This is a genomic window from Pantoea sp. SM3640, assembly GCF_015654165.1.
In the GTDB taxonomy this organism is placed as follows: domain Bacteria; phylum Pseudomonadota; class Gammaproteobacteria; order Enterobacterales; family Enterobacteriaceae; genus Pantoea; species Pantoea vagans.
This window is the reverse complement of record NZ_CP064872.1, coordinates 3,512,382-3,539,209: the sequence shown is the minus strand read 5'-3', so window position 1 is coordinate 3,539,209 and position 26,828 is coordinate 3,512,382. Positions and strand designations below refer to the sequence as shown.

General features: G+C 56.8%; 22 protein-coding genes. 13 read left to right on the top strand and 9 right to left on the bottom strand.

Features of this window, described 5'->3' with window-relative positions:
- Positions 1-212 precede the first annotated feature (212 nt).
- From murQ to IV493_RS16430, 3 genes are all read left to right on the top strand, one after another.
- Positions 213-1,124 (top strand): N-acetylmuramic acid 6-phosphate etherase, encoded by a 912-nt coding sequence (murQ, locus tag IV493_RS16440; protein WP_195857461.1) that lies wholly within the window; start codon positions 213-215, stop codon positions 1,122-1,124.
- Entirely contained in the window at positions 1,124-2,578 is a 1,455-nt protein-coding gene (gene murP, locus IV493_RS16435; RefSeq protein WP_195857460.1) for a PTS N-acetylmuramic acid transporter subunit IIBC, read from the top strand. The genes murQ and murP overlap by 1 nt, the downstream gene beginning before the upstream one ends.
- 228 nt (positions 2,579-2,806) lie before the next feature.
- Positions 2,807-4,351 (top strand): PAS domain-containing methyl-accepting chemotaxis protein, encoded by a 1,545-nt coding sequence (locus IV493_RS16430; RefSeq protein ID WP_195857459.1) that lies wholly within the window; start codon positions 2,807-2,809, stop codon positions 4,349-4,351.
- 9 nt (positions 4,352-4,360) lie between these two features.
- On the opposite strand, the gene IV493_RS16425 is transcribed toward IV493_RS16430, so the two are convergent.
- Positions 4,361-5,326, bottom strand: a complete 966-nt coding sequence (locus IV493_RS16425; protein ID WP_013359813.1) for an AraC family transcriptional regulator — start codon at positions 5,324-5,326, stop codon at positions 4,361-4,363.
- Between the two features lie 104 nt (positions 5,327-5,430).
- On the opposite strand from IV493_RS16425, the gene IV493_RS16420 reads away from it, so the two are divergent.
- The 3 genes from IV493_RS16420 to IV493_RS16410 all read left to right on the top strand — a co-directional run bounded on the left by IV493_RS16420 (position 5,431) and on the right by IV493_RS16410 (position 8,291).
- Positions 5,431-6,618 carry an MFS transporter gene (locus IV493_RS16420; protein WP_195857458.1) on the top strand — a complete coding sequence of 396 codons (1,188 nt, stop codon included), beginning with the start codon at positions 5,431-5,433 and terminating at the stop codon, positions 6,616-6,618.
- A 212-nt stretch (positions 6,619-6,830) separates the two neighbouring features.
- Positions 6,831-7,040: a DUF1471 domain-containing protein gene (locus tag IV493_RS16415; protein ID WP_195857457.1), complete on the top strand. Its 210-nt coding sequence runs from the start codon at positions 6,831-6,833 to the stop codon at positions 7,038-7,040.
- Positions 7,041-7,238: 198 nt separating this feature from the next.
- The gene (locus IV493_RS16410; protein ID WP_195857456.1) at positions 7,239-8,291 is read left to right on the top strand and encodes a YncE family protein; all 1,053 of its coding nucleotides are present in this window, start codon (positions 7,239-7,241) and stop codon (positions 8,289-8,291) included.
- A 50-nt stretch (positions 8,292-8,341) separates the two neighbouring features.
- On the opposite strand, the gene sbmA is transcribed toward IV493_RS16410, so the two are convergent.
- The gene (gene sbmA / locus IV493_RS16405; RefSeq protein WP_033781572.1) at positions 8,342-9,583 is read right to left on the bottom strand and encodes a peptide antibiotic transporter SbmA; all 1,242 of its coding nucleotides are present in this window, start codon (positions 9,581-9,583) and stop codon (positions 8,342-8,344) included.
- A 275-nt stretch (positions 9,584-9,858) separates the two neighbouring features.
- On the opposite strand from sbmA, the gene IV493_RS16400 reads away from it, so the two are divergent.
- From IV493_RS16400 to IV493_RS16390, 3 genes are read left to right on the top strand one after another with little or no spacing between them, the layout of a single operon-like run.
- Positions 9,859-10,593: a gluconate 2-dehydrogenase subunit 3 family protein gene (locus IV493_RS16400; protein WP_095706354.1), complete on the top strand. Its 735-nt coding sequence runs from the start codon at positions 9,859-9,861 to the stop codon at positions 10,591-10,593.
- Positions 10,594-10,595: 2 nt separating this feature from the next.
- Positions 10,596-12,380 (top strand): GMC family oxidoreductase, encoded by a 1,785-nt coding sequence (locus tag IV493_RS16395; RefSeq protein WP_095706353.1) that lies wholly within the window; start codon positions 10,596-10,598, stop codon positions 12,378-12,380.
- 10 nt (positions 12,381-12,390) lie between these two features.
- Entirely contained in the window at positions 12,391-13,701 is a 1,311-nt protein-coding gene (locus IV493_RS16390; protein WP_195857455.1) for a cytochrome c, read from the top strand.
- Between the two features lie 46 nt (positions 13,702-13,747).
- On the opposite strand, the gene IV493_RS16385 is transcribed toward IV493_RS16390, so the two are convergent.
- The 4 genes from IV493_RS16385 to IV493_RS16370 form a co-directional block, all read right to left on the bottom strand.
- The gene (locus tag IV493_RS16385) at positions 13,748-15,157 is read right to left on the bottom strand and encodes an MFS transporter (protein ID WP_195857454.1); all 1,410 of its coding nucleotides are present in this window, start codon (positions 15,155-15,157) and stop codon (positions 13,748-13,750) included.
- Positions 15,158-15,339: 182 nt separating this feature from the next.
- Positions 15,340-16,857, bottom strand: coding sequence for a p-aminobenzoyl-glutamate transporter (gene abgT / locus IV493_RS16380; protein ID WP_095706350.1), 1,518 nt, complete (start codon positions 16,855-16,857; stop codon positions 15,340-15,342).
- Positions 16,858-17,016: 159 nt separating this feature from the next.
- Positions 17,017-18,459 (bottom strand): M20 family metallopeptidase, encoded by a 1,443-nt coding sequence (locus IV493_RS16375; protein WP_147789974.1) that lies wholly within the window; start codon positions 18,457-18,459, stop codon positions 17,017-17,019.
- A complete protein-coding gene (locus tag IV493_RS16370) occupies positions 18,456-19,769 on the bottom strand; it encodes an amidohydrolase (RefSeq protein WP_195857453.1) in 1,314 nt (437 codons plus the stop codon). Before IV493_RS16370 ends, IV493_RS16375 begins: the two co-directional genes overlap by 4 nt.
- A 114-nt stretch (positions 19,770-19,883) precedes the next feature.
- Between IV493_RS16370 and IV493_RS16365 the strand changes: the two genes are divergently transcribed.
- The gene (locus IV493_RS16365) at positions 19,884-20,780 is read left to right on the top strand and encodes a LysR family transcriptional regulator (RefSeq protein ID WP_013359824.1); all 897 of its coding nucleotides are present in this window, start codon (positions 19,884-19,886) and stop codon (positions 20,778-20,780) included.
- Positions 20,781-20,853: 73 nt separating this feature from the next.
- Positions 20,854-21,291 carry a VOC family metalloprotein YjdN gene (gene yjdN, locus IV493_RS16360; RefSeq protein ID WP_013359825.1) on the top strand — a complete coding sequence of 146 codons (438 nt, stop codon included), beginning with the start codon at positions 20,854-20,856 and terminating at the stop codon, positions 21,289-21,291.
- Between the two features lie 122 nt (positions 21,292-21,413).
- Here the strand turns inward: yjdN and IV493_RS16355 are convergent, their stop codons facing one another.
- From IV493_RS16355 to IV493_RS16345, 3 genes are all read right to left on the bottom strand, one after another.
- On the bottom strand, positions 21,414-22,280 hold the full coding sequence (locus IV493_RS16355) for a nucleoside-specific channel-forming protein Tsx (RefSeq protein ID WP_195857452.1): 867 nt from the start codon (positions 22,278-22,280) through the stop codon (positions 21,414-21,416).
- Between the two features lie 279 nt (positions 22,281-22,559).
- On the bottom strand, positions 22,560-23,915 hold the full coding sequence (locus tag IV493_RS16350) for a HAMP domain-containing sensor histidine kinase (protein ID WP_195857451.1): 1,356 nt from the start codon (positions 23,913-23,915) through the stop codon (positions 22,560-22,562).
- Complete coding sequence (locus IV493_RS16345; RefSeq protein WP_003855687.1) at positions 23,912-24,571, bottom strand: response regulator; 660 nt, start codon at positions 24,569-24,571, stop codon at positions 23,912-23,914. Before IV493_RS16345 ends, IV493_RS16350 begins: the two co-directional genes overlap by 4 nt.
- Before the next feature lie 676 nt (positions 24,572-25,247).
- Between IV493_RS16345 and IV493_RS16340 the strand changes: the two genes are divergently transcribed.
- On the top strand, positions 25,248-26,195 hold the full coding sequence (locus tag IV493_RS16340; protein ID WP_195857450.1) for a hypothetical protein: 948 nt from the start codon (positions 25,248-25,250) through the stop codon (positions 26,193-26,195).
- Between the two features lie 190 nt (positions 26,196-26,385).
- Entirely contained in the window at positions 26,386-26,754 is a 369-nt protein-coding gene (locus tag IV493_RS16335; RefSeq protein WP_195857449.1) for a helix-turn-helix domain-containing protein, read from the top strand.
- Positions 26,755-26,828 lie beyond the last annotated feature (74 nt).

The following is a 26,828-nucleotide window of genomic DNA, read 5'->3' as shown; positions in this document are numbered from 1 at the left end:
AGCAACACTACTCACACACCCTGCGCCCAGGCCGGAATGCACAGCATTTAAACCCCGTATACCAGTCACCCTGCTTAAACTCAACGCTGTCCCGCCCACTCCCCGCAACATGATTCACCCCACATCCATTGAAAAAAGATCTCACTCAATGAATTAATCATTCGTTATGATGTTTTGTAATTTGAATAATTTATTCCTTAACGGAGCCCGCCATGAAACTCGACCTCAGCCAGATGATCACCGAAGGCCGCAACCCGGCCAGCCAGAACATCGATGAACTCTCTACCGAAGCGATGCTGCGCGTCATTAATGATGAAGATAAAAAGGTGGCGCTGGCGGTAGAGGCCATCGTGCCGCAGATCGCCGACGCCGTTGACGCCATCTGCGCTGCGTTCCAGGCAGGTGGGCGATTAATCTATTGCGGTGCGGGCACCTCCGGGCGGCTGGGCATCCTGGATGCCAGCGAGTGTCCGCCTACTTTTGGTACGCCACGCGAGCAGGTCATCGGCCTGATTGCCGGCGGTCATACCGCCATACTCCAGGCGGTCGAAAATGCCGAAGATAACCGGGAGCAGGGCGCGCAGGATCTGAAAGATATCCACTTCAGCCGCCACGATGTGCTGGTCGGTATCGCCGCCAGCGGTCGCACACCTTACGTGCTCGGTGCGCTGGCTTACGCCAACGAGCTTGGTGCGACTACCGTGTCGCTCACCTGTAATCCCGGCAGCGCCATGTCGCAGGTCGCTGCGATTGCGCTCACGCCGGTGGTCGGCCCGGAAGTGGTCACCGGCTCCTCCCGCATGAAAGCGGGCACGGCACAAAAACTGGTGCTCAACATGCTCACCACAGGCTCGATGATCCGCAGCGGAAAAGTCTACGGCAACCTGATGGTTGATGTGGAAGCGACCAACCAGAAACTGGTGCAGCGCCAGGTCAACATCGTCATGCAGGCCACGGACTGTGATGACGCGACCGCCAGCGCTGCGCTTACCGCCTGCGGCGGACACTGCAAAACCGCGATCCTGATGGTGCTGGCTGACCTGGCCGCCGATGAGGCGAAAGCGCTGCTCTGTCAGCATCAGGGCTTTATCCGTCAGGCTCTGCAGGCAGCGGGAGCACGCTAATGGCGAAAATCACCGAAGCACTGTTGCGTGACATCCTGCAGGCGGTCGGTGGCCCGCAAAATATCGCGGCCTGTGGTCACTGCATGACGCGGCTCCGCCTGACGCTAAATCAGCCGGAACAGGCTGATCTGGCAGGATTAAAAAGCCTGCCGGGCGTGCTGGGCGTTATCGACAGCGAGGCGCAGTTACAGATTGTCCTGGGGCCAGGCAAAGCGCAAAGCGCCGCCGAGGGGATGCAGAGCCTGCTGGCGCAGGGCGATACCGCGCTGGCACCGCGGGGTGAAACAGCCGATCTTAGCCAGCGGGCGGCGCAGCAAAAGCAGCAGCTAAAGGCAAAACAGACCAGCGGCGTGCATCAGTTCCTGTCGCGCTTCGCGACTATTTTCACCCCGCTGATTCCGGGTTTTATCGGCGCGGGGCTGCTGCTGGGCTTTGCCACGCTGATTGAACAGAGCCTCCACCTTAATGCGCCCGGCGACCATGCGCCCTGGCTGCTGCACACCGTGGCGTACATGAAAGTGTTCGGCAAAGGACTGTTCACCTTTCTCAGCATCCTGATTGGCTATAACGCGCAAAAAGCCTTTGGCGGCAGCGGCGTCAATGGTGCCATCATCGCTTCACTGTTTGTGCTCGGCTATGTGCCCACCGCCACCACCGGCTACTACAGCGGCATGGAGAGCTTCTTTGGCCTGACGATCGACCCGCGCGGCAACATTATTGGCGTGCTGATGGCGGCGATTATCGGGGCGTGGATTGAGAAACAGCTGCGCAAAATCATTCCCGACAACCTCGATATTATCCTGACTTCACTGTTTACGCTGGTGATTACCGGGGCCATCACCTATCTGCTCATCATGCCGCTGGGTGGTGAACTGTTTAAGGGTATGTCGTGGCTGTTTATCCATCTCAATAACAATCCCTTTGGCTGTGCGCTGCTGGCCGGGTTGTTCCTGATCGCGGTGATGTTCGGCATCCATCAGGGCTTTATTCCGGTCTACTTTGCGTTGATGGAAACGCAGGGGTTTAACTCGCTGTTCCCGATTCTGGCAATGGCGGGCGCAGGGCAGGTCGGCGCATCACTGGCGCTCTGGTGCAAAGCAGAAAAAGGGGCGCTGCTGCGGGCGCAGATCAAAGGTGCCATTGTGCCCGGCCTGCTGGGCGTTGGAGAACCGCTGATCTATGGCGTCACGCTGCCGCGCCTCAAGCCGTTTATTACTGCCTGCGGTGGCGGGGCGCTGGGCGGGTTCTTTATCGGGCTGGTAGCGTGGCTGGGTCTGCCGGTGGGGATGAACACGGTATTCGGACCGTCCGGGCTGGTCACGCTGCCGCTGATGACCTCCAGCCAGGGGATCTTCGCGGGTATGGCGGTCTACCTGGCCGGACTGATGGTGGCCTGGACCGGCGGATTCCTGCTCACCTGGTGGTTTGGCACCCGGAATGTCGACCTCAGCTGAGCGCCTGCCGGAATTCTGAAATCCGGCTAACGGATAAATAATCACCTGAAAATGTGAAATCTGCCGCAAAGCGGCTTTTTTCGCGGCGGAAATTTAACTGAAACGTTAAAGAGAGTAAGGAAGCATGCCGAAAACATAAAAAAAGGTAATCGTTATTTCTCAGCCCACCGTTTTCACGCTGACACGCAGACTGTCACGTGAAGGCGGTCGGGTCTTCAAGGATTTTTGATGCGTAACAACCAGCCTGTCTCTCAGCGTGAATATCAGTTTGACGATCATGCGACACTCATGTCGACCACCGATCTCAACAGCCACATCACCTACGCCAACGACGCGTTTATCGAAGCGAGTGGATTCACTGCCGAAGAGATTAACGGCCAGCCGCATAACATGGTGCGTCACCCCGATATGCCGCCAGAAGCGTTTGCCGACATGTGGGCGACGCTGAAACAGGGCGAGCCCTGGACTGCACTGGTTAAAAACCGTCGTAAAAATGGCGATCACTACTGGGTGCGGGCCAATGCCATTCCGGTGGTGCGCGACGGTAAAGTGCAGGGTTATATGTCAGTGCGCACCAAACCCACGGCAGAGGAAGTCCGTCAGACTGAAGTGCTCTATCAGGATTTTCGTGAAGGCCGGGCCAGAGGGCGACGTTTTTACAAAGGCCTGCTGGTTCGCAGCGGCTGGCGTCGTCCCGCCTCCATTCTGAAGACGCTGCCCCTGCGCTGGCGGATCCGCAGTACGCTGCTGGCATTACTGCCCCTCTCGGTGGCAGGCGTCTGGGCGCTGGGTATGACGCACGCAGCACTGGCCGGCTTTGCCGCAGGCATGGCGGCGCTACTCACACTGAGCAGTCTGTGGCTGGAGCAGCAGATTTCACGGCCTATCGAGCGGATGTGCAAACAGGCGCTGAGCGTGGCGACCGGTGCGAGTCACAAGGTCGAGCAGATGGATCGCGTTGATGAGGTCGGCGTCACGCTGCGCGCTATCGGTCAGCTCGGATTGATGTTCCGCTGGCTGGTGGATGATGTCAGCGGTCAGGCGATCAACGTGCTAAGCGCCAGCGACGCCATTGCCCGCAGCAACAACGAACTCAGCCGCCGTACCGAGCAGGCAGCCGCCAACGTACAGCAGACCGCAGCCACCATGAACGAAATGACCGCCACGGTGAAGAGCAATACTGAAACGGCGAACGAGGTGAATACCCTGTCAGCTGACACCAGCCAGGCTGCCAGTAAAGGCGGTGAGGTAATGACCGAGATGATGGGTATGATGGGCGAAATTGCTGACAGTTCAAAGCGGATTGCCAATATTACCAGCGTTATTGACGGCATTGCTTTTCAGACCAATATTCTGGCGCTGAACGCCGCAGTAGAAGCGGCACGGGCCGGTGAGCAGGGCAAAGGCTTTGCAGTAGTGGCAGGCGAAGTCCGTAGCCTTGCACAACGCAGCGCCAAAGCCGCCAGCGAAATCAAAATGCTGGTCGAAACCAGTGCCAGCCGCGTTCAGTCGGGCAATGAGCACGCCAGCGCGGCGGGCCGGACGATGCAGGATATCGTGTCACAGGTACAGAATGTGACTGCCCTGATCGCTCAGATTAGCGCCGCCACGGCCGAACAGGCAACCGCGCTCAGCGAAGTCAGTTCAGCGGTGGAAGATCTCGATGACATCACCCACCAGAACGCCGCCCGCGTAACAGAAAGCGCCGAGGCTTCAGGTCGCATGACCCACCAGGCTAACCGGCTGGTGGAAGCGATTAGCGTGTTTCGTTAAGAGATCCGATTACGAGGCTAGCGCCTGCGTGCCGTCGCGTCCGGCACGCAGCGCGCCTGGCGACTGCCCGACAATCCGCTTGAAGGCGCGACTGAACGCCGCAATCGAGCCGTAGCCGAGATGATAAGCGACGGCTTCCACCGCTTCGCCATTGTTTACAATCCGTTGCACCGCCAGCCGCATCCGCAATTCGGTCAGATATCGCAGCGGCGTCATGCCGGTAGCCGTGAGAAAACGTCCGGCGAACACCGAACGCGAACAGCCTGCTACGCTGGCGAGTCGCGCCACCGTCCAGTTTTCGCCCGGCTCCCGATGCATCGCGGCAATCGCCTGGCTCAGACGCGGATCGCGCATCGCCTGCACCAGCCCGCTACTCTGGCCGCAGCCGTTCTCTACCCAGCCGCGAACTATCAGCGCGGCAACCACATCAGCCAGACGCGACAGAATCCCGGCAAATCCCGCCTGGCGGGTCCGCGATTCCCGCTCCATCGCCGCCAGAATAGGCTGAATCTCCGGGTACTGCGACAGCAGCGTACTCACCAGCATCACATCCGGCATGGTGTTGATCAGCGGTTGCATGCCGCCAAGCTCAAACGCCATGCAGGCGCTGAACAGCAGCACGCTGTGCTCGTCATCACAGGCATCTTCCGGTGCAGCAATCGCACAGACGCTGTCGCAAATCGGCTTACTCGCCATGTTCTTAATACACTGGCAGTCCGCCTCCTCACTGGAGATCAGGCTGTGCGGCTTACCGTGCGGCACCAGTAGCGCATCGCCGCTGTTGAGCTGAAACACCTCACCGGAGGCGCCGCGTACCAGCAGTGAACCGCGCCCGACAAAGTGAAACTGCGCCCGCCCCGGCGCGTGCTCATAATGCAGCCCGAACGGCGCGCTTACCGCGATACGCTGATAGTTCACGCCATACAGACGCATTCCCATCAGCAGTTCACTGGTCAGATCTCCATAGTGGCTCATACGATTCCAGACGAATTATCAAAAATGAAGGTGTAAGCATCATAGATCGTCCTGACGCTCCACTCTATGCTCTCACTCACTTTTTTATCTTCCGGAGAAGCAGCATGAGTCTGACAACCGAAGTGGCTGATGAGGTTTCCTCGCCGACCCGTCCCGCCTGGGGCGCGGTGTTTGCTATGGCGTTTGGGGTGTTCAGCCTGATTACCGCCGAATTTTTACCCGTGAGTCTGCTGACGCCAATGGCCCACAGCCTGGGCGTTTCAGAAGGGCAGGCGGGACAGACCGTCACTATCACCGCGCTGGTGGCGCTGTTTACCAGTCTGGTTACCGGCAGCGTCACGCGGCGCATCGATCGCCGCATCGTTATGCTGGTGTTTTCGCTATTGCTGATTGCCTCGGCGCTGATGGTGGCGTTTGCGGCTGACCTGACGGTGATCCTGCTGGCGCGGGTGCTGCTGGGGATGGCCATTGGCGGCTTCTGGACGCTCTCAACGGCCATCACCATGCGTCTGGTACCCACCGATCAGGTACCGCGTGCGCTCTCTATTGTCTTCAGCGGGATCTCGCTGGCGACGATTATCGCCACGCCACTTGGCAGCTATCTCGGTGGACTGGTGGGCTGGCGCAACATCTTTATGCTGACCGCCGGACTGGGTGCGGTGGCGCTGCTGTGGCAGTTCTTTACCCTGCCCGCCATGCCAGCAGAGAACAAAGCCCGCAATGGCGGCGTGCTGGGGCTCCTGCGTATCGGCGTGATGCGCTGGGGCATGCTGGCGGTGATCATGATGTTTACCGGCCACTTCGCTTTCTTCACCTATCTGCGTCCATTCCTGGAAGGCGTTGCACAGCTCAACCTTAATCAGCTGTCGCTGGCGCTGCTCGCCTTTGGCGTGGCGAACTTCTTTGGTACCTCGCTGGCGGGTTTTCTGGTCACCCGCAGCGTATCGCTGACGCTGAGCGGGATGGCGCTGTTAATGAGCGTCACTGCGCTGATGCTGGTGAGCTTTGGCGATGTCAGCTGGATGGTAGGCGCAGGCGTGGCAATCTGGGGCATGGCATTTGGTTCGATGCCAACCGGCTGGTCAACCTGGATTTCGCGCGCGGTGCCGGATGACGCGGAATCAGGCGGCGGGTTACTGGTCGCCACCATTCAGCTGGCGATTACCGTCGGCGCGGCTGCGGGCGGCTGGATGTTTGACCTGCGCGGAGCAGGCGGCGTGTTCGTTGCCAGTGGCGTGCTGATGCTGCTGGCTGCACTGACCATCTTCACGCGGGTGCGGCATCACGGTTAAACTTCTGAGGGCAGCGCATTATGCTGCCTTTTTTTATGGAAGTGGGTTATTAACCTTTTGAGCGATAACTGTGCGATACGTGCTTTTTATGTTCAATTTTACTGAAAGAGATAAGCAAAACCCTCCGCTTTTTACTGATCAAATTCCGGACTAATATATCTATCAACAAGGCAGCACGCCTTACCTGATAAAAATTAACCGAGGAATTGACCATGAAATCTATCAAAACTTTTGCAGCTTTTATCGCGCTTTCTGTTCTGCCATTCGCCAGCTTCGCGCAATCTGTGACCGCCATCGACTCTACGCTGGATGGTGCAGAAGCGAAAATTGCTGCACAGGCGCAGGAAGCTGGTGCTTCATATAAAATCACTGAAGCTTACACCAACAACGGCGTTCACATGACCGCTGAGCTGCTGAAATAAAACGCTTTACCCTCTTATGCTGACAGGACGCCTCCGGGCGTCCTGGCTTCGTTTCTCCGCGAATAATCCTGTCCCTTTCCTTCATAAATAATTATCATTCTCAAAAAAACGTAAATCAGCCTGTGCGTCAGGCCTTTCTGGTTGCAATGTCGGGCTTTCTTATCACTGCGTCTGCAGTGGATTAACTCTGGAGAAGTTATGAAAGCGATTACCATTACGCGCCGGACTCTGCGTCCGCTGTTACTGGCTACGGCCCTGTTCTCTGCCTCAGGATGGCTGGCAGCGCAGGCGGCGGATCTTAATCAGTCCGTGGGTAAAGGTGTTTATGAACTGGCGGTCAGCCCGAAAGACAACGCGCTGTTCGTGGCGACAGCGCAGAACAGCAGCGGTAACGGCGGCACGGTTTTCCGTCTCGACCCAGCTACGCTGGCGGTACAGCAGGCAATCAACACTGAGCTGAAATCCTTTGGTGCAGCAATCAATCCACAAACCAACGTGCTTTATATTGGTAATACCGTAAACGGTTCGGTCACCGCTATTGATGCCAGTAGCGGTAAGGTACTGAATACGCTGGTGCTGGATAGCCGTCCGCGCAGTGAGACCGTGCGTCCGCTGCAGCCGCGCCAGGTGGCGGTGGATGTGAAAACTAACCGGGTTTATATCACCGGACTGGGACCGCAGAGCGTGGTCTGGGTGGTGGATGGCGGCACGATGAAGCTTGTCAGCACCATTCCGAATACCGGCAAAATGGGCACCGGTCTGGCTGTGGATGCCGATGCGCAAAAGGTCTACGTCACCAATGCCGATGGCGAACTGGTCACGATTAATGCGCGTACAAATGCGGTTGAGAAGAAGCAGAAGATTGACGGCGATAAAGAACACTTCTTCCTGAACCTTGCGCTGGATACCGGTGGTCAGCGCGCTTTCCTGACAGATTCAAAGCAGGCGCAGGTGCTGGTTGTGGATCTGCGTAATCAGCAGGTAATTCAGCGGATTGATGTGCCTGAATCGCTGGCGGTGTTGTTCAATGCGCAGCGTGATGAGCTTTATGTTACCCACCGCAAAGCTGGTGAAGTCAGCATCATCGACGCCAGCAGCTATAAGGTGAAGCGCACGGTAAAAACCCCGGCATTGCCTAACAGCATGGCGCTCTCGGCGGATGGTAAGGTGCTGTACGTCAGCGTAAAACAGCCCGGCTCGCGCAAGGAACCGCCCAAAAATCCTGATAGCGTGATGCGTATTGTACTGTAAGTGATTCCTCTTCCTCTCCAGCCAGAGAGGAAGAGTCTTCCCCTAAACCACTAAACCTCTTCCGATGCCTCGCGCATCATCTCATCATGCGGCACATCATCCAGGATCTGTTCAAAGCTGCGCAGACGTTTGTAGATCGACATCAGCTCGATCAGCGTTGACCAGGAGGCGATCAGATACTGGAACGAACCGCGCACCTGATCAAACACGTTGGTGATCTGGTTGAGTAAGCCCAGCGTGATGGTGCCTGCCACAATCGACGGGAACAGCAGGAACAGACCAAACACGTTATCGACTTGCAGATAAAGAATGCGGGTGATGTTGAAGTAGAGATAGTGGAAGTAGAGACGGAAGTAGTTAACCCGTACCCGACTGAACAACTCCTGCACCGTCTGTGGCTGTGCACGATCGGCATTATCTTCGCCGTAGACCAGCTCTTTACGGTATGCAGCTTCAACCCGCTGATTACGGAACTCCAGACCCGGTAGCTTAATCCCGACCAGCGCCAGCAAGCCGGTGCCGAACACAGACCAGAGCACCGCTGCAATCACCAGCGCGTAAGGGATATTGCCGAGGATCGGGATATCTTTCACGTGATGTGACAGCGCCACCAGCACCGGTAAAAACGCCACCAGCGTCATAATCGCCTGAATAAAACTAACACCCCAGTTTTCCAGCGTAGTTGCAAACCGCATGGTGTCTTCCTGCACACGCTGTGCGGCACCTTCCACATGACGCAGACGCTGCCAGTTATGCATGTAGTAGTTATTCATGGCGGTACGCCAGCGGAAAACCCAGTGGCTGATAAAGAAGGAGTTGAGAACGCCAATCACCACCGCGATTAATGCGATGCCGAGAAAAGAGATAACCTCATGGTAAAACTCTGCAATCTGCACCGATCCCGCTTTGGTCAGGGCTTTCTGAATCAGGTCATAGAACGGACCATACCAGGCATTAATGGCCACGCCCACCTGCACACCAAACCAGGTGACAAAGATAATCAGCGCGGAACCCCATACTGACCAGCGTTGCCACGGATGCGCATCAATCAGCCGCCAGGCCAGGGCAAAAATGGCTACCATGATCCAGTAATAGAGATAAAACCAGATCTGACTCGCAGCGATAAAACGTGCCGCTGTGGTCGGTAAAGGTTGTTTCATTGCCGTTTCAAAAGTCGGCCACATGCCGGGCAGATGTGCGGCAAAGCCGAACCAGGCAAAAATCGCTACTAAGCTCCAGACAGCCGCAGAGCTGAAAAACAGCGCTGGCCGCGGAAAAAAAGACTTAAACATAGGCACTCCGCTGTTGTGTGTTGCCTGTTATAACGTTTTTGGCGGGTCGCTGTCTGTAGTCTGTTGTTTCTGCTCATGACAGGACGGTGATAGATGTTAATGAAATTGTGCGGTTTTGTTTCGTGGAACTAAATCTTTGTGAATGGCAGTGTTACAATATGGTGCTTTGTTACCGGTAACAAAAATCTGTCACCCTGAATTTGCTTATAAAAACCATTACAACGCAACCCTCTACTTTTTCATACCGCTCACGATAGCGGGAATGAGGCAATGTCATGTCAGAACAAAAAAAGGGTCATTCACGCAGGGATTTTTTGCTGAAGACTATTACCCTGGCGCCTGCAATGGCGGTAGGTTCCACAGCGATGGGCGCGCTCTCCCTGCCGCTCGCTGCGCAGGCGGCTGAAACCCCGGCGGGTCCACAGCAGGCACGTGACTACCAGCCAGCCTGGTTTACCGCCGAAGAGTTTGCCTTTATTACTGCCGCCGTAGCTCGCCTGATCCCCAGCGATGAACGCGGGCCGGGTGCGCTGGAAGCCGGCGTGCCGGAGTTTATTGATCGTCAGATGAATACACCGTATGCCACGGGTTCAAACTGGTATATGCAGGGACCGTTTAATCCCGATCTGCCGAAAGAGCTGGGCTATCAGCTGCCGCTGGTACCCCAGCAGATCTACCGTCTTGGTCTGGCCGATGCCGACAGTTACAGCAAGCAGCAGCACGGCAAGGTTTTCGCCCAGCTCAGTGGCGAGCAGCAGGATGCCCTGTTGCAGGCGATGGAGAGTGGCAGCGCGGAATTCAGTCAGCTGCCATCAAAAGTCTTCTTCAGCTTCCTGCTGCAGAACACCCGCGAAGGCTTCTTCAGCGATCCCATCCACGGCGGAAATCAGGGCATGGTCGGCTGGAAGCTGATCAACTTCCCTGGCGCACGCGCCGACTTTATGGACTGGGTAGAGCGCGGCGAACGATATCCGTTCCCATCAGTGTCGATTCGCGGGGAGAGAAGCTAAGCATGGCTAACGAAATGAAAAAAGTGGATGCAGTGATTGTCGGCTTCGGCTGGGCAGGCGCAATTATGGCGAAAGAGCTGACCGAAGCGGGCCTTAACGTGCTGGCGCTGGAGCGCGGACCGCATCGCGACACCTATCCTGATGGCTCTTATCCGCAGTCCATTGATGAGCTGACCTATAACATCCGCAAAAAGCTGTTCCAGGATCTGTCGAAAAGCACCGTGACCATTCGTCATGACGCCTCGCAGACGGCCGTTCCCTATCGCCAGCTGGCGGCGTTTCTGCCCGGCACCGGTACTGGCGGCGCGGGCCTGCACTGGTCCGGCGTCCATTTCCGTGTCGATCCGGTTGAACTGCGGATGCGCAGCCATTACGAAGAGCGCTACGGCAAGAACTTCATCCCGGAAGGCATGACGATTCAGGATTTTGGCGTCAGCTACGATGAGCTGGAGCCGTTTTTCGACAAAGCAGAAAAAGTCTTTGGCACCTCCGGCAGCGCCTGGAGCATCAAGGGGAAAGTGGTCGGCAAAGATAAAGGCGGCAACCCGTTTGCGCCGGATCGCTCCGATAACTTCCCGCTGCCCGCGCAGAAGCGCACCTATTCGTCACAGCTGTTTGCTCAGGCGGCCGAGTCGGTTGGTTATCACCCTTACGATCTGCCGTCCGCCAATACTTCGGGTCCTTACACCAACACCTATGGCGCGCAGATGGGGCCGTGCAATTTCTGCGGTTACTGCAGCGGCTACGCCTGCTACATGTATTCCAAAGCCTCGCCAAACGTCAACATCCTGCCTGCGCTGCGTCAGGAGCCGAAGTTTGAGCTGCGCAACAATTCTTATGTACTGCGGGTCAATCTCAGCGATGACAAAACGCGCGCAACTGGCGTGACCTATGTGGATGGTCAGGGTCGTGAGCAGGTTCAGCCTGCTGATCTGGTGATCCTTTCCGCTTTCCAGTTCCACAATGTTCACCTGATGCTGCTGTCAGGCATTGGTAAACCGTACAACCCGATCACCAATGAAGGCACCGTAGGCCGCAACTTCGCCTATCAGAACCTTTCTACGCTCAAGGCGCTGTTTGATAAGAACACCACTACCAATCCGTTTATCGGCGCGGGTGGTGCAGGCGTAGCGGTTGATGATTTCAACGCGGATAACTTCGATCACGGGCCGCTGGGCTTTGTCGGCGGTTCGCCATTCTGGGTTAACCAGGCGGGCACTAAACCGATCTCTGGCCTGCCGGTGCCAGCGGGTACCCCTAACTGGGGCAGCAAATGGAAAGCGGCGGTGGCGGATACCTACACCCACCATCTGTCGATGGATGCGCACGGTGCACATCAGTCCTATCGCGCCAACTACCTCGATCTCGATCCCAACTACAAAGATGCCTATGGGCAGCCGCTGCTGCGCATGACCTTTGACTGGCAGGATAACGACATCAAAATGGCACAGTTTATGGTTGGCAAGATGCGCAATATCGCGGAAGCGATGAATCCGAAGATGATCATCGGCGGCGCGAAAAAGCCGGGCACCCATTTTGACTCGACGGTGTATCAGACCACCCACATCAGTGGCGGGGCGATCATGGGCGACGATCCTAAAACCAGTGCGGTGAACCGTTATCTGCAAAGCTGGGACGTGCCAAATGTGTTTGTACCAGGCGCATCCGCCTTCCCGCAGGGACTGGGTTATAACCCGACCGGCATGGTGGCGGCGCTGACCTACTGGTCAGCCAAAGCGATTCGCGAACACTACCTGAAAAACCCCGGTCCACTGGTGCAGGCATAAGGAGATGGCGATGAAAAATGGCATTCTGGCTCTGATTCTCGGCTCCCTGTCGTTCGCCGCCCTGGCGGATAACAGCCAGGACGATCTGGTTAAACGGGGTGAATATCTGGCGCGTGCCAGTGACTGTGTGGCCTGCCACACCAGCAAAGGCGGCGCGGCGTTTGCCGGTGGTCTGCCGATGGCGACACCGATTGGCACCATCTACTCCACCAACATCACGCCCGATCGCGACACCGGCATTGGCGAATACAGCTACGACGACTTCCAGAAAGCGGTGCGTCACGGCGTGGCGAAGAACGGCGATACGCTCTATCCGGCAATGCCATTCCCCTCCTACGCGGTGGTCAGCGATGAAGACATGAAGGCGCTTTACGCTTACTTCATGCATGGCGTTGCGCCGGTCAGCCAACCCAACCGTGAGAGCGACATTCCCTGGCCGCTGTCGATGCGCTGGCCGCTGGCGATCTGGCGCGGAATTTTTGCGCCCGATGTAAAAGCCTTCCAGCCTGCAGCGCAGGAAGATCCGGTGCTGGCGCGGGGTCGTTATCTGGTTGAAGGACTGGGTCACTGCGGGGCCTGTCACACACCGCGCAGCATTACCATGCAGGAGAAGGCGCTGACCAACGAGGAGGGCAGCGACTATCTGGCGGGCAGCAGTGCACCCATTGATGGCTGGACCGCCAGCAACCTGCGCGGCGATAACCGCGATGGGCTGGGTCGCTGGAGTGAAGGGGACCTGCGTCAGTTCCTGCGTTATGGCCGCAACGATCAGACCGCCGCGTTCGGTGGCATGACCGACGTGGTAGAACACAGTCTGCAGCACCTTAGCGAGGCCGATATCACGGCTATTGCACGCTATCTGAAGTCGCTGGGCGCAAAAGACCCGCATCAGGCAGCGTTCAGCGTGGATGATGCCACGGCAAAAGCGCTGTGGCGTGGCGATGACAGCCAGACCGGTGCGGCGACCTACGTCGACAGCTGTGCGGCGTGCCATAAGACCGATGGCAGCGGCTATAAACGCTTCTACCCGGCGCTGCGCGGTAATCCGGTCGTCATGGCGGATGATCCGACCTCGCTGATCCACATTGTGCTGGTGGGCGGACAGTTGCCTGGCGTGAATGGTGCGCCGTCGACCATTACCATGCCGGCATTCGGCTGGCGCCTCAACGATCAGCAAGTGGCAGACGTCGTGAACTTCGTGCGCAACAGCTGGGGCAACAAGGCGTCGGAGCAGGTCAGCGCGAAACAGGTGGCTGAGCTGCGCAAAGATGAGAAAGATCGGCTGGGCAGTGCGGATACCAACGTACTGGAAGGCAAATAACCGGCAATAAATGAGGCCGTCATCATCAGGATGACGGCCTCTTCTTTTAAATATTCTCCAGATCGATTCCGCGCGTTTTCGGCCCGTAAATTCCCACCGACAGCATTACCATCACCATGCTCAGCACGATAAAGGTAATCACCCCTGGCGTTCCGGCATACTGCAATATCACCCCGATCAGGATGCTGCTGAAGACTGTAGAAAGGCGGCTGAAGGAGTAGCAAAAACCGACTGCCCGCGCCCGAATATGGGTGGGGAAGATCTCGGTCTGATAGGCGTGGAAGCTGAAGGTCAGCCAGGCATTTGACCAGGTGATCAGGAAGCCGCACATAATCAGCAATACCGGCTGCGTCTGGAAGGCAAAGAGCGTACCGAACACCACCGTCATCAGCGACGACAGGACGATTTGCCACTTATTCTCCATTTTGTCAGCGTAGCGGCTACAGATTAGCGATCCCAGCGGATAGGCCAGCGTGATGAAGAAGGCGTAGAGCAGGCTATGCGTCACCGTGGCACCGCGGCCTGACAGCAGTGCAGGCAGCCAGTTACCAAAGCCGAAAAAGCCAATCGCCTGGAAGAAGTTCATCACCACCAGCATCAGGGTGCGCTTACGGTAAGCGGGTGACCAGATCTCACTGAAACGCCCCTGTTTTGGCAACTGTGCCGCCGCATCATCGGCTGAAAATGCGGGTCCGGCCGGGATGCCACAGCGCTGCTCCATCGCGGACAACACCTGATGCGCCGCCTGATGACACCCCTGCTGCGCCAGCCAGCGTGCTGATTCCGGCAGGTTCCTGCGTACCAGCCAGATCACCAGCGAACAGACCGCGCCCGCGATCACCACCCAGCGCCAGCCTTCCAGGCTGAGCAGCGTTTGCGGAATCAGCCACCACGACATCAGCGCCACGGCAGGCACCGACAAAAACTGCACGAAAAAGGAGAAGGCAAAAGCGCGGCTGCGCAGATGGCTCGGCACCCATTCCGACAGATAAGTATCAATGGTCACCAGTTCGACACCCAGCCCGATCCCCACCAGGAAGCGAAACAGAATAATCATCTCCGCACTCTGCTGAAACGCCATCAGCAGCGAAAACAGTCCATACCAGAGCAGCGCGCACATAAAGGTCAGGCGGCGGCCAAAGCGGTCAGCATAGGGTGCCAGCAGGCTGGCACCGAAAAACAGACCGAGAAAGGTGGCCGAGGCGAACGCGGCCTGATCGGAGAAGCCCAGTACACCCGCCGCGCCGGTGTGAAATACGCCCGCCGATAGCAGGCCGGTGCTGATATAACCGGTTTCAAACAGATCATAAAGCTCAAAAAAACCGCCCAGCGCCAGTAGCGTGATAAAGCGCCATAATCCGGCAGAGGAGGGCAGCGCATCAACGCGTGCGGCTAAGCTGTTACGGGCCGCCGATGAAGCGTGCATCGGCGGCAGTCTGGTGGAAGTGGTGGTCATATCAGCGTGAACCTCAGGCAGTGTGGATACGACTCGCAGCCGGTCAGAGGCTTATTAAAATAGTTAACCGTTAGCAAGCGAAGAGATAGCAGGATAATCAATTCATCCGCCGTTGCCGAGAGCGTCGTTGCTGACGATTTAGCAATGTACGTTGCAGGTTTTGCCATCCATGGCACGGCGCCTTAAGGCAGTTTCGGCCAGACGCCTGGCCCGATTGGCAGACCCAGCAGATACCACACCATCAGCAGCGCTATCCAGCTGATAAAGAACACCAGCGGATAGGGGAAGATCAGCACGTAATAAGTGCCGAGCTGCGCATCCTTCTGGTAACGCTGCAAAAAGGCCAGGAACAGCGGCAGAAACGGCGACATCGGTGCCAGCGGCAGCACGGCGGAGTCGGCGATGCGGAAAATCATCTGGGCAAAGGCGGGATGGAAGCCAAGCAGCATAAACATCGGCACGAAGACCGGGGCGAGAATCGACCAGATTGCTGAGCCGCTGGCAATAAACATGCAGAGAAACGCCGACAGGAACATCAACCCCAGAAACGCGGGCGCACCGCTGACGCCAGCGCTTTCCAGCACGTCGGTCAGCCCGATTGCCATGAACTTGCCCATGTTGCTCCAGTTAAAGAACGCCACGAACTGCGACAGCGGAAACACCATCACGATAAAGCCCGCCATGCCCTTCATCGGATCGACCAGCAACTGCGGGATATCATCCGGACGGCGGATCTGTCGGGTGACCACACCGTAAGCAATGGCGACCACAAAGAAGAACAGAATGATGATCGGTACGATGCCCTGAATAAAGGGGGAGGGGATAATGGCGCCGGTAGCGGGGTTGCGCAGCGGCGCATGTTCCGGCACCACCAGCAACGCCATTACGGCGATAAACAGTAATGCGGCGATCCCGGCTGCCCGCAGGCCGCGGTTCTCCAGCGGCGTCAGTGCCGCCAGCTTCTCACCATTGCCCTGCCACTCTGGCAGGCGCGGCTCGACAAATTTGTCGGTCAGCAGCGCACCCACAATCGTCAGTACAATCACCGAGGTAGCCATAAAGAACCAGTTATCGATGACGCTGACGTGCACTGTGTCGCTGACCGCTTTAGCCGCCTCGGTGCTGATCCCCGAGAGCAGCACATCGGTGGTGACAATCAGCAGGTTGGCGGTAAAGCCAGAAGCCACACCGGCAATCGCGGCCAGCAGGCCCGCCACCGGATGACGCCCTACCGCCAGGAAGATCAGCGCACCCAACGGCGGCATCACTACCAGCGCGGCATCCGAGGAGATATGGCTGAAGAAGGCGATAAACAGCACCATGTAGCTGGCATAGCGGCGGCTGACGCGCGATGCCATCTTTACCATCAGCGACTGTAACAGGCCGACCTTTTCTGCCAGTCCGGCACCAATCACCAGCGCCAGAATCGATCCCAGTGGGGTAAAGCTGCTGAAGTTCTTAATGATATTGGGCAGTATCCACTGAATGCCTGCGACGCTCAGCAGGTTGTTCACCCGGACAATTTCGCCGTTGCTGGGGTTTTTTACCGCCAGGTCCAGCGCGCTGATAACGGCGGTTGCCACCATCAGAACAACAATCAAATAGACAAACAGTAAAAAAGGGTTGGGCACTTTATTGCCCACGCGCTCGATCCAGCTGAAAAGCCGGCCAGGGCTGCGGTTTCCCGAGGTTGCTTCCATGGTATTGGTTCTCGTCTTGTATTCCCCTTATCGGCGGAGGTCCGGCCTGGCGCCGGTCGTGGTAGACGACAGACGGTGAGTTCAGTTCCAGCTCCGCTGAATCAGGGAAGTGTTTGCAATATTTTTATAATGGTCCGCGTCAGAGACACGGCCGTTGGCTCATTCGGCCAGTTTTGTGGGTGTGATCCCCGCCGGGATCGGACAGATATAAGGCTGCGCGGCGCGTACTCGATCAAACTCGGCCCGGCAGCCAGCCAGCGCCTGCGGATCCGTTAACAGCGTTAACACCGTGGCCGCCATCACTTTGCCCGCCAGAAACATCCCCTTATGCCCGATACTGGTGCGGCCCTGCGCCACCAGTTGCCAGGTGTGCAGCGGTGTACCGAAGGTAAAGCAGGGCGCAAAGCACTGTGCGGTCGGCGTCACCCAGCTGACATCGCCGACATCGGTGGAGCCGTAGAGCAGCTCGCGCGTGACCGCATAGGGCGCGACCTCATCCATAAACAGTTTATCGCCCAGCTGTTCAGCCCAGGTATGACCGGCTTCGCCACCGGTGCGGGCGGCATTGAGCCGGGCATTGCGCAGATCGTCATCGGTCAGGGTGGCACGCAGTTCAGCCGCAAACGCGCGTTCTTCGTCGCTGTAACCGGGCAAACCAAACTGATGCAAATAACGCTCCATCACCGCTTCCAGCGCGCGATTAGGCACGTAGTCAGAACAGGCTTTGTCAAAACGCACGGTCAGCGTGGTGTCGGTCATCAGCGCTGCGCCCCTGGCGATATTGATCACTCTCTCATAGATCGCCTGCGCCTGAGGCAGTTCCGGGGCACGAATCAGGTAGAGCACCTCCGCATCGGCCTGCACCACATTCGGCGAGACGCCGCCGCTGTTGGTGATGGCGTAATGCAGACGCGCTTCCTGTACGATATGCTCGCGCAGGAAGTTGGCGCCGGTGTTCATCAGCGTGACGGCATCCAGTGCGCTGCGGCCCAGATGGGGTGAGTTGGCGGCGTGAGCGGCGACGCCTTTGAAGCTGAAGGCCGCCTGAATATTGGCAAGCGTGCGCAGATTAAACATCCCGCTGAAACCTTCCGGATGCCAGGTCACGGCGGCGTCAACGTCGTCAAACAGCCCCTCGCGCACCATAAAGGTTTTGCCCGAGCCGCCCTCTTCGCCAGGACAGCCATAAAAGCGAACCGTACCGCCCATATGATGCTGCTCCATCCAGGCTTTCACGGCGCAGGCTGCAGCAACCCCTGCCGTGCCAAGCAGGTTGTGGCCGCAGCCATGTCCGTTGCCGTTAGCTTCCAGCGGTTGTGGCCGGGCGCAGCCCGACTGCTGGCTCAGACCGGCCAGCGCATCAAACTCACCCATGATAGCAATCACCGGCTTACCGCTGCCCATGCTGGCGATAAAGGCCGTGTCGATGCCCCCCACGCCGTGTTCCACTGTAAATCCTTCTCTTTCCAGCGCACCGGCCAGCAGAGCAGAGGAACGGGTTTCGGCGAAGCGCGTTTCCGGCGTGTCCCAGATGGCGTCGCTGAGCGTGCTGAAGCGGAGCTGATGGCGATCGATATAATCGGCGATAAACGCTTCCATCATCGTGAGCCCCCAAACTGCGCCTGGTTCAGCACCAGCGTTGCCAGCAGCGTGATGGCGTCTGGCATGACCCGCTCGTCAAAGTCGAATTTCGCATTGTGGTGACCCGCCGCCAGCGCACAGCCGAAAATAACGTAAGAGGCCTGGCCGCCGCGCTGTTTTACGCGCTCCATCATGTAGGTCGCATCTTCCGAACCTGCTGCCTGCGCTTTACGATCGACCACCGAGTCGAAAAGGCCGAGTGCATCTGCCTGCTGGTGGATGAAATCAACCCACGGCTGTGTAGGCGTACAGCTGCGCGCGGCACCCATCAGTGAAATCTGCTGCTCAACGCCATACATCGCTGCCGCACCGGCAATCACCCGCAGCGCCTGCTGATAAATATCGTCGTTAACCTGATTGGTCACGCCACGGGTTTCGACTTTCAGCAGGGCGCAGTCGGCCACTACGTTGCGGCCGGTTCCCGCCTGCAGCACGCCCACGTTAACCCGCGCCACACCGCCGCTGTGCTGGGTTAAACCATGCAGCGCCAGCGTCGCCTGTGCCGCGGCCAGCAGAGCATTGCGACCCTCTTCAGGGCGACCGCCCGCATGGGCACCGACGCCGGTAAAGTGAACATCCAGCTTGGTGGTAGCCAGGAAGCTGTCGCTGCCGCACACCACTTCACCTGCCGGCACGCCGGTACCGATGTGAATCGCAGTGAAGCGCTCAACGTCATCGACCACGCCCGCGGCGACCATCGCTTTCGCGCCGCGCACACCCTCTTCGGCGGGCTGGAAGATCAGTTTAATCGTACCGCTGAGCTGATCTTTCATCGCCATCAGCACTGCGGCGAGGCCCAGGCCAATGGTGGTATGGCCGTCGTGCCCGCAGGCATGCATCATGCCCGCGTTACAGGAAGCAAATCCTTCACGCTGCGGCAGATGATCGGTGGCCTGGCTTTCGTTGAGATCCAGTGCATCCATATCGACGCGGAAGCCCATCACCGGGCCGGGACGGCCGGTATCGAGTGTTGCCACGATGCCGCAGAATCCGCCAGAGAAGTGGCTGATCCACTGCGGCAGTGCGCCCTGCTGCAGCGCACGGGCTTCCTGCTGCTTCAGCACGGCGTCGTCGGGCAAGCCCATCCGCGCATCGGCATCGATCACTTCACGGCCCAGCTTTAGTTGATAACCGAGCTTATGCAGTTCTTCAGCGACTAACGTCGCGGTACGGAACTCCAGCCAGCCCGATTCGGCGTAGTGATGGAAGTCGCGACGCCACTGTTGCAGCTGTGGCAGCAGGGCATTGACGTGGTCTGAAAGGGGGGTCATCGGCTCTTTCCTCGTTGTTGATTTTTTATGCACTGCGTCGAATCTACACAATGGTACTGGGTGGCATAAGATGCGAATATCTTGTGACTGATAAACAACGGTTATCGCAAAACTATGTCTGCCAATCTCAAACTTCATCAGCTGCGCGCCTTCACTGACGTAGCACGACAGGGCAGTATCCGGGCGGCAAGCCGGCTGTCCGGGCTGTCGCAACCGGCGTTAACCAAAGCGATTCAGGAACTGGAGCGAGAGCTGGGCGCAAAGCTGTTTATCCGCCGTCAGCAGGGCGTGGTACTGACCGATATCGGTGATAACTTTTTTCGCCATGCCAGCCTGGTGCTGGCGGAACTGCGGGTCGCAGAAGAGGATATCCAGCAGCGCCTGGGGCTGGGTGGCGGTCAGGTGAACATCGGCGTGGGGGGCAGCGTCGCGCGCACCATCATGCCGCAGGTGATAAACCAGTTTCATCGCGAATACCCGCTGATTAAGGTACGCATCGTCGAGGGCCAGCTGGTGTCGATGGTGCATGAGCTGCGTCAGGGCGCGCTCGATTTCACCATCAACACCTACGATCAGAGTCATCTCGATCAGGAGCTGATGTATGAGCGGGTGATGGAGCGCGAGTATAGAGTGGTGGTGCGTAAAGGCCACCCGCTGGAAAAGGCCCGTTCTCTGGCGGCGTTACAGCAGGCGGACTGGACGATGCCAACGCCAAAAGGGAGTTACTACCGTCTGCTGCACGATTTGTTTGGCGAGCGCGGTATGGCACCCAAAATCGTGGTGACCTGTGAAACCTTTATGGCCTGCACCAGCCTGGTCGCGCAAAGCGATTTCATCAGTATTCTGTCGGTCGACGTGATTGACGATCCCATTCTGGGGCGGTCGCTGGTGGCGCTGACGCTCGACGAGCCCCTGCCGAAAGCCATCTTCTATCTGATCCAGCGCAAAGACACCGCGCTGACGCCGATGAGCAGTTATATGGCGCAACTCTTTCGGCGTTATTGCCAGTAAATTCAGGGAGTAAAGTCGATCGTCTACACTATAGGGGTACTGTAAAAAATCCACCCGACAAATAGAGGTTACGATGCAAGTCAGTCCTTATCTGTTTCTCTATGGCCGTTGTGAAGAGGCTATCGACTTTTACCTGCAGGCGACCGGGGGAGAGCTGCTCTCTAAAATGAAATTTGGTGATATGCCGGATCAGGGTGAGCAGGTAGGCGATCAGTCTGCTGCGCCGCAGCCGCCAGAAAAGATCATGCATGCGCAACTGCGTATCGGTGACGGTGAGCTGATGTTGAGCGATGGTAATACCGAGAAGCCGCCCGCGTCTGAACATGCCGGTTATGCGGTCAGCCTTTCAACTACTGATGTCGAAAAGGGTAAAGCCTGGTTTGAGAAACTATCGGCAGGCGGCAAGGTCACAACGGAGTGGCAGGAGACATTCTGGTCGAACGGATTCGCGATGTTTATCGATAAGTTCAACATTCCATGGCGCATCAATGTTGAGAAGCCACAGGAATAACCGAAGGTAAGATGCAGGACTGAGTTGCTAAAACTGCCTCTCAAAAGCTGGCCTGGAGAGACAACGCTCCAGGCCAGATCTCCTGCGTGACGGGCGGTTTTTTCAGCCGCCCGTTATCTTTATCAGAAGTTGTAACCCGCCACCAGGTAGTAACCCCAGCCCGTCGATTTCACTTCAAACGGGCCTTTGCCGAAGTTCAGCTCCTGACCATCCGCCCACTGTCCGCCGTTGTGGAAGTAACGCGCCACCGCAGAGAAGTGCCAGTGATCGTAACCCAGTGACAGAATGTGGCTGGAGGCGATGGAGTTGCTGGTGCGTGATGAACCGCCTTTCTCGTTGAGATCGGAACCCCAGTCGAAGTTGGTGAAGCCCACATAGCCCAGATTACCGCCCCACAGCGTGGTGATAGGCACGAAGTATTTCACCTTGAAGCGATAGCCATCCCAGCTGTTTTCGTTCGCCGCGCCGTAGTTTTCCCACTGATATTTGGCGTAGACGTTCAGCGACAGGCCGACATCGCTGTGCGTATCGATATCGGTGCCCAGACCCATATACCAGGTGTTCTGGCGGTTGTCGCTGTTGCGGCCCATATCGTAGATATAGTTATTGGCGAAATACCACTCTTTGAACGGACCAAAGGCCAGGCTGGTGCCGGTCAGTTTGTCGATAGAGAAGCGCGGCTCAATCTCCATAAACATCGGTGAACCGTGGTCGAATACGCCGTTGGCATTGCTGTTGCCGACGCCGAAGAAGTTAGGCACGTCGAGATAGCCGTAGAAATCGAACCAGTCTTTCTTCGCAAACGCTTCATATTCCAGATAAACGTCGTTGTTAAACTGCGGTCCGAAACGCGTGTGGTAGCTGCCTACCACGTTAACGCTCTGATGCCACCAATCCGAGAGATACTGCGGATCGCTTTCAGCGGCCTGCGCAGCACCACTCAATAAACATGCCAGCACGGCACCTGCTATCAACGTTTTATATTTCATTATTATCAGCCACATGCTTTTGACCGCTGCACACCAGACGCAGTCAGAGAGAAATCGGTCCCTTGATGGGAATGAGGGTTTCACAGCGAATAACAACCCGTTCTTCAGCCCGCGTAGCGTGCCTGTAACAGATCGATAGAAAATAGATTTTGCTCACGTTTGTCAAAAAGTGTTGCATTACAATTCAGCTAAAATGTGATGCACTTCACAATAACGGCGTGGATCGAACGGAACCAGGCAACCGTTTACGTTGTCTGGTTCGTGATCAAACAGGCGGGATCAGGGAAGAGTGACGCGAACCTGCAAACCACAAATTGCACCCTGTGGAGTCAGGCAATTGGAAAGGGCGACGTGAATCTGATGTTTCTGTGCGACGTTGCGCACAATCGATAATCCCAGCCCGCTGCCCTGGGCTTTAACGTCTGGCGAACGGGTAAAACGGTCGAACGCACGTTCGATAAAGGATTCCGGCATGCCCGGTCCGTTATCAACAATATCGACCACCGTTTTGCCCGCGACCCGATGCAGCAGCACATCGACCAGGCTGCCTTCCGGCGTGTGCAACATAGCGTTACCAATCAGGTTGTCGAACAGGCTGCGCAATTCGGAACGGCTGGCCTGCAGGCGATACTGCGTGGAGCCATTAAAGCCGATATCGATGCCGCGCTTATCCGCCACCACCATCAACTGCTCAATGCTCTCTTTTAGCAGATCTTCAAGTTCGATATGCTCCACGCTGGACACCACGCTCTGGTCATCCTGACGTGAGACATTGAGTAACTGCGTGACCAGGTGACGGGTACGCGTGACGCCCGCTTCCAACTGGCTGAACTGACGGCTCGCTTCACCCGGCTGAATATGCTGACGCAGGTTTTCCAGCTGTAACGTCACCGCTGTTACCGGCGTACGCAGCTCATGCGCGGCATCTTCCAGGAACTGACGCTGCGACGACCAGGCGTCACGCAGCTTACTCAGCAGCGAGTTGTAAGCGGCTACCAGCGGCAGGATCTCATCCGGTAAGCCTTCCGGTGAGACATTGTGTGGATGATGGGTTTCCTGCGCCGCAATCTGACGCGAAGCGACCTGCAGATCGCGGGTGATCTTGCGCACCACCAGCCAGATCACCAGCAGCGACAGCGGCATCATCAGGATCATCGGAATGATCGCCGACAGCGCCCGCTTGACCATTGAGGCTTTCATGTAGCTGAGGTTGTGCATCACCTGAATCGTTTTGATCTCGCTGCCAGGCATGCCGGGCCGGGAAAAAATACGCCATTCACAGTCGTCGCACTGACCCACATGCACATCGTGATAACCGCGCTGGTTTTGCAGCGGGGCCTGCAACTCCGGCCATGAACTGGCCCGCAGCTGGCCCTGATCGTCCCAGAGCTGAACTACAAAGGCGCTCTTTGCTTTGTCAGGTGCAATAAGCATCGGCATCAGGGCGGGCATCTGTTTATTGGTGGACCAGGCATCAGCGATTTTTGCCAGCTGATCGTCCTTCATGGTACCGACCATATCGCCGTAACAGCTGAAGAAATACCAGGTGACGCCGCCGATCATCAGCAGATGAATAATCAGCAGGGTAGAGAGAAGTTTATTGCGCAGTGAGCGCATAAAGGGGAAAGGTTTCATATCGCCGGAACCCGCCAGCCCAGTCCGCGTACATTACGGATCACGTCGTTATCGAGTTTGCGACGCATGCCGTGGATCAGGACATCCACCGCGTTGCTGCTGACTTCATCGCCCCAGCCGTAGATGCGGTTTTCCAGTTGCTCGCGCGACAGAATAGCGCCCGGCCGCTCCAGCAGCGCGTAGAGCAGGGCATATTCCCGCGCCGTCAGCTGCTCGCGCTGGCCTTTGTAGAGCACCTCGCGGGTCATCATGTCCAGCTGCACATCGCCGCTGCCAAGCACCGAGTCTGCCGCGCCGTGGCTGCGCCGGGTAATGGCGCGCATCCGGGCCATCACTTCCTGGAGATCGAACGGTTTAAGCAGGTAGTCGTCCGCGCCGCTGTCGAGTCCCTGAATACGCTGCGCCACCGTGTCGCGTGCGGTAAGAATCAGGACCGGCGTGGCGTCGCCGCGCCCGCGCGCCCGGCGCAGAACCTGCAGACCGTCATCGCGCGGTAAGCCGAGATCAAGCAGTACACAGCTGTAGCCGCCTTCGCTCCAGGCATTCTGGGCATAGACGCCATCGCGCACCCAATCTACTGACCAGCCCGCGCCCTGCAGTGCCTGTTGCAGGTTCGCGCCGATCATTTCATCATCTTCAACCAGTAACACGCGCATGGCTGATCTCCTTCGTAAAGATAAGAGAGAGTTTATCCATCAATTGTTAGGCCAGAATTATCCTTCCGCCGTCATACTTCGCACTGTGGCGGCGTTGGCTGCTTTTGCTCACCCCAGTCACTGACCAATGTCAGCTCCTGGGGATTCGCGCCTTTGCCGCCTTGCCACAGCACGAATTATTTTGGCGGACCGCGGCCTTCATACTTCGCACTGTGGCGGCGTTGGCTGCTTTTGCTCACCCCAGTCACTGACCAATGTCAGCTCCTGGGATTCGCGCCTTTGCCGCCTTGCCACAGCACGAATTATTTTGGCGGACCGCCATCACCGATATTTTACAGAATTAACCGGTGGCTTAGCGTCCCTCTCCATACCCACTGAGATACCCGTGATTGCAAGCGTAAATGGGGTGACGTATATTTGAACAATAGATTCATGCCAGACATTTCAGCGGTGAAAAGTATGTCAGCTCAGGAAGCAAAAATCAGACATCAGCGCGAGTATCAGGAGCGTGTTGAAGCCGTTCGAAAGGGTCAGGCTCCGGGCCGCGTTCTTGAAAAACGTCCTGACGGTATTGTGCCTGCAAAAGATGGACGCAGCCTCGCATTTTTCTGACATCATGCCCTGCTGAAATCGGCTAAGTGATAAAATAAGCTCATCATCCAGGTGGGCTTTTTTTATGACATCGCACGCTATTCCTCCAGAAGAACAAATCCTCAAACTCAATCGTTATCTGATCGATAACGCCGTACAACTGCCATCCCCGGTTATCACTGTTGGTGGTCAGGCTGTTATGTACTGGTATCTGACTTACCTGCACTTTTATCCTGATCAACCTGACATAACATCCATTACCTCAATTGATGTCGACTATGTCACGCGAAAAGAAGGCGTTGATGTCATAGCAAAAATTTTTAACGTGTCAGCTCAGGTTCAGGAAATTTTTAATCCGCCCTCGATTGCGGTTCTCAGTCTTATTGATAAAGATACAGGCAGAGTCAAGGAAGATGCTCAGGGTCAGTTCCTCAATGAGCCGCTTAATGAGGCAAATATTGTCGATATTATCGATCGCCCCACAGGCTTTGAAGTTGGGGATTTTGTCGGTGATAAACTCGCACTTAATACGGAACCCTTTCTGGTTATGCCTGATCGACATGGCGCAGCCATGAGTCATGAATTCGTGCGGGTGCTGAACCCTGTTGCCTGTATCCGCTCCCGTCTGTCGAACGCCACTGTGCCTATGGGCAAAGACAGGCTGACTGAAGCTGAGCGAATTCGGGTACTGGCTCTGCCAGTTTTTAACTTTTTACTTGAGAAGTTACAAATATTACCTTTCCGGCAGGGAAGGCGTTACGTTGATTATTTTATTTCGTTTATCTGGGATAGGTCATTCAGACGTTTTCAGGCAGAACACAGGATCCCCTTATTCCGTATTGTTGAAAAACTGGTCGCTGAGCTGGAACAGGATCCAGACCACGAGGTGCCACCCGAATTTTATCAGGAAGAGTTATCCCGAAAAGTGGATTTCCTGACTCAGGAATATCAGCGGTACCTCAGAATGGTTGAAGTCAGGCAAGACTCAACAATCACGCACATAACCCGCATAAAAATGATGCGGGCTGACTAAGTTTTTTAAACATCTCACCTCTTTTTTCAACAGCAATCTCACCACAGATTTCCCCCCAAAGCCCCGCTGGCCGCACCCTTCCGCGCCCATTCCCGCCGTTGCTAATTCTGCGCTAATTTTCTGCTAATTAAGGGATAAATTTTAGCGGGTAGAGTGGCTCCACTGCACATCAGCATCAACAGGAGGAACCATGAATCAGCGCGAGTTTATTCGGAGTTTGCTGGACTGGATTGAGAACAACTTAGGACACGATCTGCATCTGGATGAGGTGGCACGCCGCTCGGGCTATTCGCGCTGGCATCTGCAACGCCTGTTTCGCCAGCACACCGGCTTTTCACTGGCAGAATATATCCGCCAGCGCCGCTTAACCGAGTCTGCACTCAGTCTGCTAAGCAGCAACGAAGCGATACTGCAGGTGGCGATGAACTTCGGCTTCGATACCCAGCAGGCCTACACCCGCACCTTTAAAAACTACTTTATGATGACGCCGGGCCAGTTGCGCCGTCAGCGTCGCGTTGAGCCGGATCGGCTGCTGTTTCCTCTGGCGATGGCCAGCTGATGCCTGTTAAGACCTTTCCGTCACCGCATACAGACGGGAAGGTCGGCCCGCGCTCAGCGCCGCTCTCCTCCTGA